Genomic DNA, 14,994 nt, shown 5'->3' with positions numbered 1-14,994 from the left:
CCCGCCCGGGCCCGCCAGGATCTTCCCTCAGGCGGGTTCGGGCAGGTCACCCCCGTACCAGGACTCGATCAGGGCGCGGGCGATGGAGGTGCGCATCGGGACCCCGATCTCGCCGGTGGTCACCGCCCGCGCCAGTTCATCCCGGGTGAAGAACTCGGCGTGGGTGATCTCCACGCCGTCGGGCACCGGCGCCGCTTCTCCCCCCGGCACCAGCCAGCCGTGGAAGGCCACCATCAGTGACCCCGGGAACGGCCACGGCTGCGCACCCGCGTACTGCACACGACCGACCTCGAGCTGCACCTCCTCGGCGACCTCGCGCCGCACCGCACTCTCCAGACCCTCCCCCGACTCCACGAACCCCGCGAGCACGGATCGTCGGTTCTCCGGCCAGGCCGAGGAGCGGGCCAGCAGCAGCCGGTCCTCGTGGTCATGGATCGCCATGATCACCGCGGGATCCGTGCGGGGGTAGTGCACCGAGCCATCCACAGTGCAGGTGGCCGACCAGCCCGCCTCCGAGAGGTGCGTCGCTGCCCCGCAGCGGGGACAGAAGCGATGCCGATGCCGCCAGGCGGCCAGCGCGACGGCCGTGGTCGCCAGACCGGCATCGCGTGCGGACATCAGGTGCCCGGACTCCCGCAGCGACACCCACTGCGCATCGCCGTGGGTGGGTGCGTGTACCCGCTCATCGGCCGAGATCCGCTCGTCGGGGGTCCCCACAGCCGCGATCGGCACACCCCCAGCCTCGGGCGGGAGCGCGAGTGCGAGGTAGGAGGACTCCTCGTCCCGCCCCAGGTAGAACCACTCCAGCGGTGTGCCTGGATCGCCCTCGGCCGCATTCGTGAGGCCCAGGTCCGCGGGCGAGACCAGGCGCAACCTGTCGTGGGCTCCCGCGAGCCGCCCGCCGCTGACCAGCACCACGCGCGTGGCCGCATCGGTCCGCAGGGTGGCGATGAGGTCCTGGTCGGTGCGGCGCTCCGCATCCCGCGGGACGCTCCACCGACCCAACGGCAGGGCATCCATGGCCAACGGGGGGACCTCGGGTCCGGCATCGCTCACGCTCCCAACCTACGCTCTTGCGGCGCGGGAGGCGCGGAGCACCACTAGGCGGGGTTACGTTAGGTGGTGTGTCCGATGAGCAGATGAGTGACGGTCCGGGCGAGCCGTCACCGCCGCGATCCGCACTCGTCCTGGCGGCGCTGGCGACCGCTGCCGTCCCCGGGCTCGAGGTCGTGGCCACCCGCGAACCCCGTGGCGTGGAGGACCACCTGGAGTACACCGGCCTGCTGGACTCCGTGGGTCGCTCCTGGATCGTGCAGGCGCCACGTGATGTGCTCGGGGCGAGCACCCTGGACTCGGCATGGCGGTTCGTGCGTGCCCTTGAAGCCGACGGCGCCGCCCTCCCGTTCGCCCTGATCTCCCCCGCCGGGTTCGCCCACCTCGAGACCGGCATGCGAGCCGCCGTGTTCCCACAGCCGCCGGGCACGCCGCTGCGGCTGGAACTCCTGACACCCGGCCCCGGGCTCGCCGCAGGGCTGGGCCGGGCGCTGGCCGCGCTGCACGAGCTGCCGCACGAGGTGGCGGCGCAGGCCGGTGCGCCGGTCTACAGCGCCGAGGAGTGCCGCACCCGCCTGCTGAGCGAGGTGGACGAGGCCGCCCGCAGCGGACGGGTCCCTGCCGGACTGCTGCGCCGCTGGGAGGCTGCGCTGGAGGACGTCCGCGCCTGGCGGTTCCAGCCCACCGTGGTGCACGGCGAACTCGACGAGCAGAGGGTGCTGGTGGAGGACGACCAGGTCGCCGCCCTCACCGACATCGGCGGCGTGCATGTGGGCGACCCGGCGAGCGACCTGGCGTGGCTGGTCGCCGCCGCACCGGAGGACGCCCTGGAATCGGTCCTCGAGGCGTACTCGTTCTCGCGGTCCGGTGAGGTCGGCACCCTCCTGATCGCCCGCGCCCACCTGCTCAGCGAACTGGCCGTGGCTCGCTGGCTGATGCAGGGCCTGCGTACCGATCAGGCGGAGGTGGTGGCCGAGGCCGCCGCGATGCTCGCCGATCTGGCCGAGGCGGTCGACGGCGACCCGGGCCTCATTCCGACGTAGTCGCCCCCGGCTGGGCAAGCGCCGCCAGGTGGCCGGCCACGAGTCTCTCCACCTTCGCCTCCCCGAGCATGGGTGCGCCGATCGTCTCGCGCTGCGCGACATGGTGAAAGGATGCGGCGACCCGCTCGATCGGGATGCCGTGCAGCCGCGACCAGGCGAGCCGGTACACCGCCAACTGGAGTTCCCGCGCCGCACGCGCCTCGGCGCCCCGCGCGGGAACGCCGGTCTTCCAGTCCACGATGTGCACCAGCGGCGCCGGCTGCCCCGCAGGGGCGGGTACGGCCTCCCCGGGGAAGACCGCATCGATGCGGCAGCGCACCACCGTGCCCGCCACCGGGGTCTCGACGTCGGCCTCGATCGCCACCGGCTGCGTCCCCGCCCACGGGGAGTCCAGGAAAGCCTCCTGCAGCGCCAGCAACTCCTCGTCCGCCACCGTCTCGGCGGTGTCCAGGTCGGCGACGTCCAACAGTGCGGCACGTCCGTAGTGACGCTCCACCCAGGTATGGAACTGGGTGCCACGCCGCGCGGTCCGGCTCGGCCGGGTCGGCATCGGGCGGCGACGGTCCGCGGCGAAGGCCGCGGGGTCCTCGGCCAGCGCCACCACCGCCGAGGCCGACAGGTGCGAGAGGTCCAACGCCGCGGCTCCCCGCGCCTCATCCCGCTCGGCGAGCAGCGCGGCAGCCTGCCACCGCCAATCCGCCACGAGCGGGTCGTCCGTGGCCGGTGGTGACGTCGGGGGTGCCTGCGTCGTCGGGGGTGCCTGCGTCGTCGGGGGCGCCTGCGTCGTCGGGGGTGCACCGCCCGGGGATCGCTGCGGCGCATCGCCACGCGCGGACACCAGGTCGGCGGCAGCGCGTATCCGCGCGGTGAACCCCTCATCGATCGGCGCGGGCCACAGCGCCGTGGCGGGGGCCGCTGGCTCGCTCTGTTCAGGCGGCGCCTCGAGCGCATGCGGGTCCACACCCGGTAGCGGTTGCGCAATACCAGCCGCCACCAGCTCACGCAGGTAGCGACTGGGGGTGTTCGCCCTGCGCCGGTGCGACCACCAGCACCCGGTCAGCACCAGCACCCGGCGGGCACGGGTCACGGCCACGTACGCGAGGCGGCGTTCCTCCCGCAGGGCACGTTCGCCGTCGTCCATCCGGAACTGGGCAACGGCGTCACGCACCTGCGCGTGCGTGGCCCCCGCACCCACCTCCAGTTCCGGCAGGTGGTCGGCATCTCCCCGCAGTTCGTAGGGCAGGGAGCCGGTGGCGCTCAGCCAACCCGAGGACGTCGCGACCTCCTTGGTGTGGTTGACGGCCGGGAAGTCCTCCTCGTTCAGGCCCGCCAGCGCCACCACGTCCCATTCCAGGCCCTTGGCCGCGTGGATCGTCATGATCTGCACCGCATGCGGGTTCACGTCATCAGCGGGGGCGTCCAACCCGCGTTCGTGCTCGTCGGCCGCATCGAGCCACGCCAGGAACGCGCCGAGGGTGGGAGCCGTGGACCCCAGTTCGAACTGCGCGGCCACGTCAGCGAACTCGTCGAGGTTCGCCCGGCCGCGGCCACCCGCACCACCGTGCACCGCGACCTCCAGATCCAGCCCGAGCAGGTGCTCCGTGGCCACCACCAGGTCGGCCAACGCGAGGTGCGTCAGTCCGCGCACCTCCCGCAGCAGCGTGCGCAGGTGCCGCAGGCGCCGCAGACCGTCCGGCGAGAGGGTGCGTTCCCCCTCCTCACCGCCCCCGGCACGCGGGTGCGCTCGGGCACCCGGACCCGCGCTCGCGTGCTGATCCGGTGCCGTGGCATCACGGGGCAGGTGTTCCAGCGCCTCGATGATGCTCGCATCGTCGAGGTCCTCGCGCACATGACCCTCCTCGGGCCGGGACCGGGTGCGGCGGGAGGCCACCTGCGCCAGCGCGAAGAGGTCGGCTGCCCCCAGCCGCATGGCGGGCCCGGTCAGCAGGCGCATCAGCGCATCGCCGCGGGAGGGATCGTGCGCGGCGATCAGGGCGGCGCGCACATCACTGACCTCCGGGGTGCGCAGCAGGCCGGCGAGCCCGACCACCTGGCACGGCAGTCCGCGGGCCGTCAGGGCAGCACGGATCGACTCGAACTGCGCGCGCTTACGGCACAGCACGGCCGCGGTGCTGCCGTCCCCCGGTTCCCATGCCCGCGCGATCGCGTCCGCCAGGAGCGCGGTCTCCCCCGCCTCGTCCGCGGCGAAGGCCCACCTCACCGTGCCCGCGCCGGCCTGCGGTCGCGGCAGGAGTTCGGGGACTCCCGCCGCGGCGCGCAGGGGTGCCGACGTGAGATTGGCGGCCCTCAGGATCGTGCTCTCGTTGCGCCAGGAGACGGTGAGGTTACGGACCGGGGCTGCCTCGCCGTCGGGCAGCGGGAACTGGGTGGGGAAGGACAGCAGTGCGCCGGCCGAGGCGCCACGCCATCCGTAGATCCCCTGGTTCGGGTCGCCCACCGCGGTGACCGGGTGCCCCTGCCCGAACAGTGCCCGCAGCATCTCCAGTTGGGCCACGGAGGTGTCCTGGTACTCGTCCAGCAGCACCACCCGAGCGCTGTCGCGTTCGTTGCGCGCCACCAGCGGCTGCGTTCGCGCCAGCCGCGCCGCCGCCGCCACCTGATCGGCGAAGTCCATCACCCCGGCCGAACGCTTGAGCTCCTCGAAGGCGGAGACCAGGGTCATCAGTTCCGCGCGTTCGAGCAGCGAGGCGCCGACCTTCGCAACCTCCGCGTACGGGCTGCGCTTACGGCCCTCGGGCTGCGCATCCAGCAGTTCGTGGGCGATCATCATCATGCGCTCGCGCGCCTCGGTGGGTGTCAGGAGGTGCTCGGCGAGTTCACCGGCGAGATCCACCACCGCGCCGACCACGGTCGAGGGCGCCTTCGTGACGTGGTGCAGGTCGCCCGTCCAGGTGTCCACGAGTCGTTGGGCGAGTTGGTAGCGTCCTGCCTCACCGAGCAACGCGGTATCGGCCTCGATCCCGATCCGCACACCGTGGTCGGCCACCAGGCCTGCGGCGTAGGCGTTGTAGGTGGAGATCCGTGGCGGCTCGGTCAGGACGTCGGCGCTCGCCTCGCCGTCCACGAGCGGCGCCGCCCCCCGCCCGGTGGCATGCCCGGCCGCCTGCGTGGCTGCGTGCGTGGCCGGCTGCCCCCTGTTCTCGCCCCGGTCGGCGTCGAGTCGGGCGAGCCGGCGCAGGCTGCGCTCGATGCGGCTGGCGAGCTCCGATGCCGCCTTGCGGGTGAACGTGAGTCCGAGCACCTCCGAGGGTGCCACGAGGCCGTTCGCCACGAGATAGACCACCCGGTCGGTCATGGTGGCGGTCTTCCCCGACCCCGCGCCTGCCACCACGAGCATCGGCTCCAGCGGCGCCTCGATCACCGCGATCTGCTGGGGGGTGGGTGGCGGTGAACCGAGCAGATGAGCCAGTTCCAGTGCGCTGCGCATCAGCGGTTCCCTTCCGAGGACCCGAGGGTGGGTGCGCCCTCGGGCCGTGCGGGGCAACTGCCCTTCAGGGGGCAGACCCCGCAGTGCGGTCCTGTGGTGGCGAGGAAGGAGGACGCCGCCATCCTCTGGGCGGACTCCTGCACCAGGCGGGTGGTCCAGCCATCGGTACCGGGCGCGGGTTGGTCGCGCAGACCCGGGGACTTCCCCCCGGCGAGATGCACCAGCCGGGCGCCGCCCGGCACACCGCCGAATGCGCCTGCCTCCACGGCCGCCTGGTAGGCCGCGAGCTGAGGGTGGTGCGCGGCGTCCTCGGCGCTGACCCGGCTCTTCCCGGTCTTCAGGTCCACGATCCGCACGGCGCCGTCGTCCAGGTGCTCCACCCGGTCCACCCGGCCGCGCAGGTGCGCCCGCCCGATGACCACGTCGATCTCCTCCTCCACGTCCACCCGGCCGGGAACGGCTGCCAGGTACTGCGCGAGAAGGTCCACCATGGCCTGGGCGGAGGTGTACTGCAGTCGATCGGGCCAGGCAGTGCCGAGGCCCAGGGTCGGCCACCCCTGCTCCAGGGCGGCGAGGAGCTCCTCGTGGCTGCCCCGCGGCAGGTCGGCCGCGATGGCGTGCACCAGGGTGCCGACCTCGGAGGCGGTGGAGGACCCCGAACCGCCACCCGCGGTCTCCAGCGCCCAGCGCAGGGCGCATTGGTCGAGCCTGGTGAGCGCGGACGGCGAGACCCCCACCAGGTCCTCCTCACCCCACAGCGGCGCCCGGGTGGAGTCCTCGGCGTGACCCCACCACTGCGCCGGGTCCGCTCCGGGCACGCCCCGGGCGGCGAGGTCGGCGAGCAGCTCACCGGCAGCCTCGGCGCGGCGCCGCTCCCGGGCATCGGACTGGGCGAGGGTGCGACGGCGCAGGTGTGCCACCAACCCGCGCAGGTCCAGCGCGGGCGGAACGGGGGTGAGGGGACGCGGCTCGCCGGCCTCCTCGCGCGGGTCCAGGAGGTCGAGGAAGCCGGAGGGCCGGGTCTCGGTGTCCTGCACCGCGGTGAGCAGGAGATGACGCCGCGCCCGCGAGACCGCGCACGCGAGCAGACGCTGCTCGTCCTGCAGCACCGAACGGCGGGCCTCGAGCGGGCGGGGTGGCGTCGCGCCACGACCGGCTGCGACGTCGCTGATTCCCAGCGGGTCCAGCAGACGAGCCCGCAGCCGCAGGTCCGGCCACACCTCCTCTTGCAGTCCGGCCACGACCACCACGTCCCACTCCCGCCCGGCGGCGGAGGCGACGGTGATCACCTCGACCGCATCGCGACTGGCAGAGGCGGTCAACGAGTCCGGGGCGAACTCCTGACTCTCCAGCGCGGCGAGGAAGGTCGTCAGCGTCGCTCCCTCCCGCTGGGTCACGAACGACTCGGCCGCCAGGAACAGTGCCAGCACCGCGTCCAGGTCGCCATCGGCGCGTTCCGCCTGGGGCCCGCTCCCCAGGGCACGGCCGCGCCAGACCCGCGCGAGGCCGCAGGCGTCCCACAGGGCCCAGAGCGTGAGTTCCACCCCCTCGCCCTCGCGGACGGCGTTGGTACCGGCGGCGAGAACACGCGAGAGCCTGCGCACGGGTTCGCGAAGTCGCGTGGGGGCGTCCGCGACGACGGTCGGGTCGCCCACGGCCTCGACCAGCAACGCCCCGCTCGGGCGGCGACCGCCCTCGGCGCGCTCGCGGGTACGCAACCAACGACGCAGCGCGCGTAGTCCCACGGCGTCCATCCCCCCGAGCGGGCTCAGCAGCAGGTCCGAGAGCCGGTCCACCACAGGCGCGGCGCCGGGTGCGGCGTCGGGCGCGACGGCGGGGTCCGGCTCGGGCGAGGAGTTCGGCGGTGCCTCCTGCTGTGCGTCTTTCTGTGCGTCTTTCTGTGCGTCCTTCAGTGCGTCTTTCTGTGCGTCCTTCAGTGCCTCCTGCGGTGACGGCGCGGGGGGCCACGCCGTCGCCACCAGGTCCAGGGCCTGCAGGAGCGGGCGGACCGCAGGCTCCAGTCGCAGCGGCACCTCGCCCTGTGCGGTGGCCACGGGGACCCCGCCCATGCGCAGCCCTCGGCGCAGCGCCGGGACCTGCCCGCTGCTTCGCACGAGCACCGCCATCGAGGACCAGTCGGTCCCCGCGCGCAGGTGGTGTTCACGCAGCGACCGGGCGATCGCACGCGCCTGCTCCGGCACGCTGCGCAGCACAGCAACCGTCACGTCTGAGTCCTCGGCGACAGAGACGGCGGGTGCGCGCCGCCGCGTGACGTCGCCGAGCGCCGGAAGCCCGGAGGCCGCACGGCGCACCACCGCGCGTAGCCGCTCGTCCCCGCGCCAGACCACCGGGAGCACGTGGAGTCGTGCCCCCACCTCACCCGCGGGACTCGGGGCCGCCGGGTCCGTGGGCCGAGCACCCACGCCACGGGCACCACCGTGGCCACGGGTGCCACCTCCCTCGCCCGCGGTGAGGAAGCCGTCCCAGTCCAGGCCCGCGAGGGCGCCACCCGGCGCGGCCGTGGCCCGGTCCAGCAACGCAGGGACAGCGCCTCGGAAGGTCTGCACGGCGATGTCGGGATCGCCGAGCAGGACCAGCCGTGCGCCGTCGCCCGCGAGCACGTCCAGGAGCCTGGCCGTGGCGAGCGTGGCGTCCTGGTAGTCGTCATGGATCACCGCGCGCAACCTCGGCCGGGGGTGATCGGGCAGGTCCTCCTCCCACCGCCGCAGGGCGAGGACCGCTTCGTCCAGGATCGTCGCGGCGTCATACCGTCGGCCCCTGTCCGGGGTGGTCTCCCCCAGCCGGGTGATCTCCTCGTACTCCTGCAGCACCCGGCCGCAGGCCTCCCACTCGGGGCGCCCGAGCCTGGCCCCGCGCCACTGCAACTCCTCCCCGTCCCAGCCGGCCTCGGCGGCGCGCATCAGCACATCGCGCAGTTCGTGGCGGAAGGTCGCCAGCTCGAGTGCCTCGCGGGGCACGCTCTCGGGCCATCGCGGATCACGCCCGTAACCCGCGGCGTGGCCAGCGAGCATTTCCGTGAGGGTCGCGTCCTGGTCGGCCCCCGTCAGGAGGCTCGGCGCGCTCTCCCCGAGCAGCGCCGCACGCGAACGCAGGAGTGAGAACGCGAACGATGCCGGGGTGCGCACCAGGACCCGACCCACCGTGACGGGAAGGAGCGCGGCGAGCCCGTCCCGCAGTCGCGCCGCGGCGCGTCTGGTGGGGGCCAACAGCAGCACGTCCTCCGTACCCGCCTCGCACAGCGCGGCCATGACCTCGAGCGCAACCCTGCTCCGGCCGGATCCCGGCGGGCCCAGGACCACGTGATGGCCCCCGCCGAGCGCAGCCGCGACGATCTCGGAGCGCGCCGACTCACCCCGACGCGCCCGCTCGGCGCGCGACTCGGTGACCTCCAGCACTGCCATGTCCCGATCAGATCACAGGCCACTGACACGGCCGGACCGGACCCGCCCGTTCGCCCACCGCGAGAAGTGGTCACATCCCGTGCGCCACCAGCGAACACGCCGCCGAGTCGGCGGGCACGCCCTCACCGGCTGCCTACGATGGCGCCATGGACATCACCATCGGTGTGCGCCAGGTGGCGCGCGAACTCAGCTTCGAGACGCAGATGACGCCGGAGGAGGTCTCCGCCGCGGTCGAGAAGGCGCTCGGCGGCGGCACCTTGGAACTCTCCGACACGCGCGGCCGCAAGGTCATCGTGCCCGGCGAGTCGCTCGGCTTCGTGGAGATGGGCGAGGCGACCCCGCGTCGCGTGGGATTCGCCGGTCCGTGACCGACTGATCGCCCGCCCTCCTCGCCGAACCCGTGGCGTCTGCGGCGAGCACGTGGCCCGCCGCCACGTGCTCGGCGCGGCAGCCACGGGTTCGGCGGTGGTTCGCGCGGCGTTTCCGGTGCGGTCAGGCCGTCAGGCTGTTCAGGCCGTCAGGCCCAGCCGGCCCATTCGCCGGGCGTGCTCGCTGGTGAGGCGGCCCATAGTGGGTGAGAGCACCTCGGCCGAGACCTCCGTGCCCTCGGGCACGATCCCCGCGAGCACCGCGAGTTCCCGGTGCTCGGAGACCAGGCGGCTCGCCATTCCGAGCCCCTCCCCGACCACCCGGCGGCCCCACAGGGCCAGCCGCGCCGCCAGTTGCTGCTCCTGTGCCACGGCCGGCGCCAGTCGCTCCACCACGAAGTCCCCGAGTCCGCTGTCCGCCAACGCCTCCTGCGCGATCGCCGCCGGCCGCCCGGACATGCCCGCGACCAGCTCCCGCTGCAGGTCCAGCACCAGGCCGAACCCGATGTAGGTGCTGATGAGCCGCTCCCACCAGTCGCGTGGCACCGTGCGGGCCTCGAGGTCGGCAAGCAGCGCCCGGTAGGACCAGATCTGTTCCTCCACGGCGGCCTCGTCCATCCCGATCTCCCGCTGGTAGGCCTGCACGGGGTCCAGCGGCGCGAGCTCCCGGGCCGCCATCCGCGACAGCAGCATCCGGGAGGTCAGATCGGGGGCGTTTGCGGCGTCGTCGGCCAGCCAGGCGAAGCCCGAGAGCGCACCGGCCGCAATCAGGCTGAGCGCGCTGCAGACAGCGGGGTCCCCGCCCTCCTTGTGCGCGTCGGTGTGCAGTGTGTCGGGGTGTCCCGTGCTCATGGGCCCAGCCTACCGAGCGCGTCCAGAACGGCTCGGCCGGGTACACTGGCAGTGAGACCAGGGTGTCCGGTCGCATGGATGAACCCTTTCTGCCGCTGCCCCGCGGCGCGATGTGCGCGATCGGCTCCACGAGATCGCGTCGGCGACCCACCTGAGCCCCGAACGAGGGATGTTCCGGGTGAGCGGCGTCGTCGCGCAGGGGACAGTGAGGATGACAACCCGTATGACCGACAGCATCACCGACACCACCGCGAGCGCCGAGGGCACCGAGGGCACCGAGGGCACCGAGGGCACCGAGGGCACCGAGGGCACCGAGGGCACCGAGGGCACCGAGGGCACCGAGGGCACCGAGGGCACCGAGGGCACCGAGGGCACCGAGGGCACCGAGGGCACCGAGGGCACCGAGGGCACCGAGGGCACCGAGACCCTCGAGGACGTGGTGACCGAGAGTGTGGACGCTCCCGCGATCGACCCGCGCACCGAGGAGCCCGAGCAGACCTTCGCCGACTTCGGCGTGTCCGAGGCGGTGGCAGGCTCCCTCGCGGACGTCGGCATCCTGCACCCCTTCCCGATCCAGTCGCTCACCCTCCCGGTGGCGCTGACCCGGCAGGACATCATCGGCCAGGCCAAGACCGGAACGGGTAAGACCCTCGGCTTCGGCGTGCCGCTGCTGGAGCACGTGGTGGCGCCCGGGGAGGACGGCTTCGACGACCTCGCCGCCCCCGGCAAGCCGCAGGCCCTGGTGATCGTACCGACCCGCGAGCTCGCGGTGCAGGTGGCCGGTGACCTGGCGACCGCGTCGCGGCGTCGCTCCGTGCGGATCCTGCAGGTCTACGGTGGCCGCGCGTACGAGCCGCAGATCGACGCGCTCACCAAGGGCGTGGAGGTCGTGGTCGGCACGCCCGGCCGCATGATCGACCTGCTCAAGCAGCGCCACCTCGACCTCTCCCAGGCCCGCACGGTGGTGCTGGACGAGGCCGACGAGATGCTGGACCTCGGCTTCCTGCCGGACGTGGAGACCCTGCTGGCCTCCACTCCCCCGAACCGCCACACCATGCTGTTCTCCGCGACCATGCCGGGCGCCGTGGTCGCCCTGGCCCGTCGCTACATGAGCCGCCCCACGCACATCCGCGCGCAGGACCCCGACGACCAGGGCGTGACCCTGAAGTCGATCCGCCAGCTTGTCTACCGCGCCCACGCGATGGACAAGGTGGAGATGCTCGCGCGCATCCTGCAGGCCCGTGATCGCGGCCTCACGATCGTGTTCACCCGCACCAAGCGCACGGCCGCGAAGGTGGCCGACGAGCTCAACGACCGCGGTTTCGCCGCGGCCTCCATCCACGGCGACCTCGGCCAGGGTGCCCGCGAGCAGGCGCTGCGCGCCTTCCGCAACGGCAAGGTCGACGTGCTGGTCGCCACCGATGTGGCCGCCCGCGGTATCGACGTGGACGATGTCACGCACGTGGTGAACTACCAGTGCCCCGAGGACGACAAGACCTACCTGCACCGCGTGGGCCGCACCGGGCGCGCCGGGAACACGGGCACCGCGGTGACCCTGGTGGACTGGGACGACGTGCCCAAGTGGGCGCTGATCGACAAGCAGCTCGAACTCGGCACCCCCAACCCGCCGGAGACCTACTCCTCCACCCCGCACCTGCACACCGACCTCGACATCCCCGAGGGCACCAAGGGGCGGCTGCCGCGCTCCGAGCGCACCCGCGCGGGCCTGGGCGCCGAGCAGTTGGAGGACCTGGGCGAGACCGGCAAGAAGCACGGCGGTGGTTCCGGGCGCGGCGGGCGTGAGGGTGGCCGTGGCGGTTCCGGGCGCGAGGGCGGTCGCAGCAGCGGTGACGCCGGCCGCTCGGGCGGGCGTCGCCGAGGCGGCCGCAGCGAGAGCACCGGCCAGGGCGGCACGACGGCGCAGGGCGAGTCCGCGTCGTCGCCCACCTCGGGTGAGGGTGCTGCCGGCGGCGAGGGCGGCGAGCGCAAGCCGCGCCGCCGTCGTCGTCGCCGCAGCGGTGGCAGCGGGGCGGGCGCTCAGGGCGGCCGGCCCAGCACCTCCGCGGCCTCGGAGTAGCCGCCCTAGCATTCAGCACGACGCCGGCCCCCGCACCACCAGGTGCGGGGGCCGGCGTTCATCTGCGTCGGGGCCGGGCCGCGGCCTACGGTCGGACTAGAACCCCAGGCGGTAGCCGTAGGTGTCGATGCCGTCGCCGTCCCAGTCACCGGTGAACACGACGTACTCCCACGTCTCGCGGGAATCGTCCATGTGGGACAGATCCAGGTCGATGCGAAGGTTCGCGCTGCCCGGATCCTGGGCGACGAGGACGGCCTCGTCCTCCCCCATCCGCACCACCGCCACCGTGTCGGTGCCGTCGCCGTCCCAGTCGCCGACCTCGACCCACTCACCCGCGTTGCCGTACCGGAAGTCGTAGTCTGCACCACGGGTGGGATCAGTCTCGTTGGTCACGAAGAACCGACCCTCCCGGATCACCGCCAGTGTGTCCGTGCCGTCCCCGTCCCAGTCCCCCACGCGGGGCGCGTCCCAGTGATTGCCGTACCGGATCACGTAGTCCGCGCCGCGGGTGGGGCGGGATTCGTTGGTGATGTACCAGGCACGGCCTCGCTTGACCGCCAGCGTGTCCGTGCCGTCGCCATCCCAGTCCCCGACGTACGTACGGTCATCCGCGTCGCCGTACCGGATCACGTAGTCTGCGCCCGTGGTCGGGTCGGGGTCGTTGGTGACGAAGTACTCGCGGCCCCGGCGCACCATGAGAGTGTCGATGCCGTCACCGTCCCAATCCCCGACGAAAGCACCGTCACTCGCCCTGCCGTAGCGCAGATCCCGCACCTGCGTTGCCGCCGAGTCGCTGGGCGAGTCGTAGTTCACCACCGTGTACACGCGGGAGGAATGGACCCCTCCGCCGAATTCGACCAAGTTCTTCTCTGCGGTAGCGGGCGCCACAGTAGCGAGCGTCAATACCGCAACCGTTGCCACGATCATGGGCGTGCGTCGGTGCATGGTCATGTTCCCCCCCAAGGCTGGTATCAAACCTGTGAGGCCTTTCTAGCACCATGTCGTGGTGCAGGGGTTCACGGGCTGGTTCGGCACGGCCTACTCGAAGGGCGTGGGGTCCCCCGCCCCGCGGCGCACGACCTCGGGGGCCCCACCGGAGAAGTCGATCACGGTGGTCGGCTCGGTGCCGCACTCCCCCGAGTCCAGGACGGCGTCGATCTGGTGACCGAGGGTGTCGTTGATCTGCCAGCCGTCCGTCAGCGGCTCCTCGTCACCGGGCAGCAGCAGGGTGGAGGACAGCAGCGGCTCCCCGAGCGCGCGCAGCAGTTCCCGCACCACCGGGTGCTGCGGGATCCGCACCCCGACAGTCTTCTTCTTCGGGTGGTGCAGCCGCCGCGGCACCTCCTTGGTGGCCGGCAGGATGAACGTGTAGGCGCCCGGCGTGGCCGCCTTGATCGCGCGGAACGCCGAGTTGTCGAGGTAGACGAGGCTGCCGAGCTGGGAGAAGTCGGAGCACACGAGGGTGAAGTCGTGCTTGGCGTCCAGGTTGCGGATCTGCCGGATCCGCTCGGGGCCGGTCACGGAGTCCATCCGGGCGCCGAGGGCGTAGCAGGAGTCGGTGGGGTAGGCGATCAGTGCGTCGTCGTCGTTGAGCAACGCCACGGTCTGGGCGATCGCGCGGGGCTGGGGGTCCACGGGGTGAAGTTCGATGTATCGCGCCATTGGCCCAGGCTACTGGCGTGACCTTCCGTGCGCACCAGCCACACCGCGTCCCGCGGCACAACCACACACTCCGTTCGCCGAACGATGGACTACGCAGGCCCCGTGCGCACAAACTCGGCGCAACCACACGCTCGGCGCAGGGGTGGGATGAGAGAGGTGGGGATACCCCGCTACCGCAGCACCTCGAGCACGCCGAGCTCCTCGATGCGCTCGAGCACCTGCGGCGCGGTGGTGTTCTCCCCGAGCCGATTCGGCTTGCCGGCCCCGTGGTAGTCGCTGGACCCGGTGACCAGCAGTCCGAGTTCCGCGGCCAGGCCGCGCAACTGCGCGCGCTGCGCCTCGGTGTGGTCGCGGTGATCCACCTCCACGCCCACGAGGCCCACGGCGGCCAGGGCCGCGATCCGCTCGGCGGACAGGGTGCTGCCCCGCGCCGTCGCGAACGGGTGCGCGAGCACCGGCACTCCCCCGGCCTCCAGCACCAGCGGGATCACCTCGGCGGGTGAGGGGACGTCGTTGGGGATGGCGTAGGGCCCGCCGGAGTACAGCAGGTCGGCGAACGCCTGGTCCCGATCGCGCACCACGCCCGCGGCGATGAGGGCGTCCGCGATGTGGGGGCGCCCGATGGTCGCGCCGGGCGCCGCCTGCGCGGCCACGTCGCCCCAGGTCAGCGGGTAGTCCCGCGCGATCCGCTCCACCATGCGCCGGGCCCGGCCCTGGCGTTCCTCCCGGGAGTCCGCGAACACGCGCGCCAGCGCGGGATGCCGCAGATCGTGCAGATAGGACAGCAGGTGCACGCTCACGCCGCGCTCCCGGGTGGAGATCTCCGTGCCCCGCACCAGGGCCACGCCGAACTCACCGGCCGCGGCGGCGGCCTCGCCCCACCCCACGGTGGTGTCGTGGTCGGTCAGCCCCACGACGGCGAGCCCCTCCGCTGCGGCCGCGGCCACCACCTCCCGTGGCGAGGTCGTGCCGTCGGACGCCGTGGAGTGGGTGTGGAGGTCGATGCGCACCCACCCATCCTGCACCGAGCGAACCCCCTCCCGCCGAGTCCGTGGCGCGCGCGCTGAGG

Annotated in this window: 10 protein-coding genes; 3 read left to right on the top strand and 7 right to left on the bottom strand. The window is 73.1% G+C overall.

The genetic code is table 11. The annotated features are described in order from the left end of the window. Positions 1-27: 27 nt before the first annotated feature. Positions 28-1,056, bottom strand: a complete 1,029-nt coding sequence (gene nudC / locus ATL40_RS03390) for an NAD(+) diphosphatase (RefSeq protein ID WP_245866667.1) — start codon at positions 1,054-1,056, stop codon at positions 28-30. A gap of 68 nt (positions 1,057-1,124) precedes the next feature. Between nudC and ATL40_RS03385 the strand changes: the two genes are divergently transcribed. Further along, positions 1,125-2,096, top strand: a complete 972-nt coding sequence (locus ATL40_RS03385; RefSeq protein ID WP_245866665.1) for a phosphotransferase — start codon at positions 1,125-1,127, stop codon at positions 2,094-2,096. On the opposite strand, the gene ATL40_RS03380 is transcribed toward ATL40_RS03385, so the two are convergent. Both ATL40_RS03380 and ATL40_RS03375 read right to left on the bottom strand, forming a co-directional pair. Then, positions 2,083-5,544, bottom strand: coding sequence for an ATP-dependent helicase (locus tag ATL40_RS03380; protein ID WP_098468309.1), 3,462 nt, complete (start codon positions 5,542-5,544; stop codon positions 2,083-2,085). The genes ATL40_RS03385 and ATL40_RS03380 overlap by 14 nt on opposite strands. Next, positions 5,544-8,966: an ATP-dependent helicase gene (locus ATL40_RS03375; RefSeq protein WP_098468308.1), complete on the bottom strand. Its 3,423-nt coding sequence runs from the start codon at positions 8,964-8,966 to the stop codon at positions 5,544-5,546. Before ATL40_RS03375 ends, ATL40_RS03380 begins: the two co-directional genes overlap by 1 nt. A gap of 146 nt (positions 8,967-9,112) precedes the next feature. Here ATL40_RS03375 and ATL40_RS03370 point away from each other — a divergent pair, with 146 nt between their 5' ends. After that, positions 9,113-9,334 (top strand): DUF3107 domain-containing protein, encoded by a 222-nt coding sequence (locus ATL40_RS03370; protein ID WP_098468307.1) that lies wholly within the window; start codon positions 9,113-9,115, stop codon positions 9,332-9,334. Between the two features lie 141 nt (positions 9,335-9,475). On the opposite strand, the gene ATL40_RS03365 is transcribed toward ATL40_RS03370, so the two are convergent. Beyond that, positions 9,476-10,186 (bottom strand): ferritin-like fold-containing protein, encoded by a 711-nt coding sequence (locus ATL40_RS03365; protein WP_098468306.1) that lies wholly within the window; start codon positions 10,184-10,186, stop codon positions 9,476-9,478. A gap of 223 nt (positions 10,187-10,409) precedes the next feature. Here ATL40_RS03365 and ATL40_RS03360 point away from each other — a divergent pair, with 223 nt between their 5' ends. Continuing rightward, positions 10,410-12,263 carry a DEAD/DEAH box helicase gene (locus tag ATL40_RS03360; RefSeq protein ID WP_098468305.1) on the top strand — a complete coding sequence of 618 codons (1,854 nt, stop codon included), beginning with the start codon at positions 10,410-10,412 and terminating at the stop codon, positions 12,261-12,263. 96 nt (positions 12,264-12,359) lie between these two features. Here ATL40_RS03360 and ATL40_RS03355 read toward each other — a convergent pair whose 3' ends face one another. From ATL40_RS03355 to ATL40_RS03345, 3 genes are all read right to left on the bottom strand, one after another. Next, positions 12,360-13,088 carry a hypothetical protein gene (locus ATL40_RS03355; RefSeq protein WP_098468304.1) on the bottom strand — a complete coding sequence of 243 codons (729 nt, stop codon included), beginning with the start codon at positions 13,086-13,088 and terminating at the stop codon, positions 12,360-12,362. A 213-nt stretch (positions 13,089-13,301) separates the two neighbouring features. Next, positions 13,302-13,925 (bottom strand): L-threonylcarbamoyladenylate synthase, encoded by a 624-nt coding sequence (locus tag ATL40_RS03350; protein WP_098468303.1) that lies wholly within the window; start codon positions 13,923-13,925, stop codon positions 13,302-13,304. 170 nt (positions 13,926-14,095) lie between these two features. Beyond that, a complete protein-coding gene (locus ATL40_RS03345; RefSeq protein WP_098468302.1) occupies positions 14,096-14,935 on the bottom strand; it encodes a PHP domain-containing protein in 840 nt (279 codons plus the stop codon). Between the last annotated feature and the right edge of the window lie 59 nt (positions 14,936-14,994).

It is taken from the genome of Serinibacter salmoneus (genome assembly GCF_002563925.1).
GTDB classification, from domain to species: domain Bacteria; phylum Actinomycetota; class Actinomycetes; order Actinomycetales; family Beutenbergiaceae; genus Serinibacter; species Serinibacter salmoneus.
Note: the sequence above shows the minus strand (reverse complement) of the source record. Positions and strands in the feature narration are given on the sequence as shown.

Coding starts and splice junctions, on each gene's coding strand:
- ATL40_RS03350 (WP_098468303.1), bottom strand. CDS start 13,925: ATGGCGCGATACATCGAACTTCACCCCGTGGACCCCCAGCCCCGCGCG.
- ATL40_RS03365 (WP_098468306.1), bottom strand. CDS start 10,186: ATGAGCACGGGACACCCCGACACACTGCACACCGACGCGCACAAGGAG.
- ATL40_RS03375 (WP_098468308.1), bottom strand. CDS start 8,966: ATGGCAGTGCTGGAGGTCACCGAGTCGCGCGCCGAGCGGGCGCGTCGG.
- ATL40_RS03360 (WP_098468305.1), top strand. CDS start 10,410: ATGACCGACAGCATCACCGACACCACCGCGAGCGCCGAGGGCACCGAG.
- ATL40_RS03380 (WP_098468309.1), bottom strand. CDS start 5,544: ATGCGCAGCGCACTGGAACTGGCTCATCTGCTCGGTTCACCGCCACCC.
- ATL40_RS03370 (WP_098468307.1), top strand. CDS start 9,113: ATGGACATCACCATCGGTGTGCGCCAGGTGGCGCGCGAACTCAGCTTC.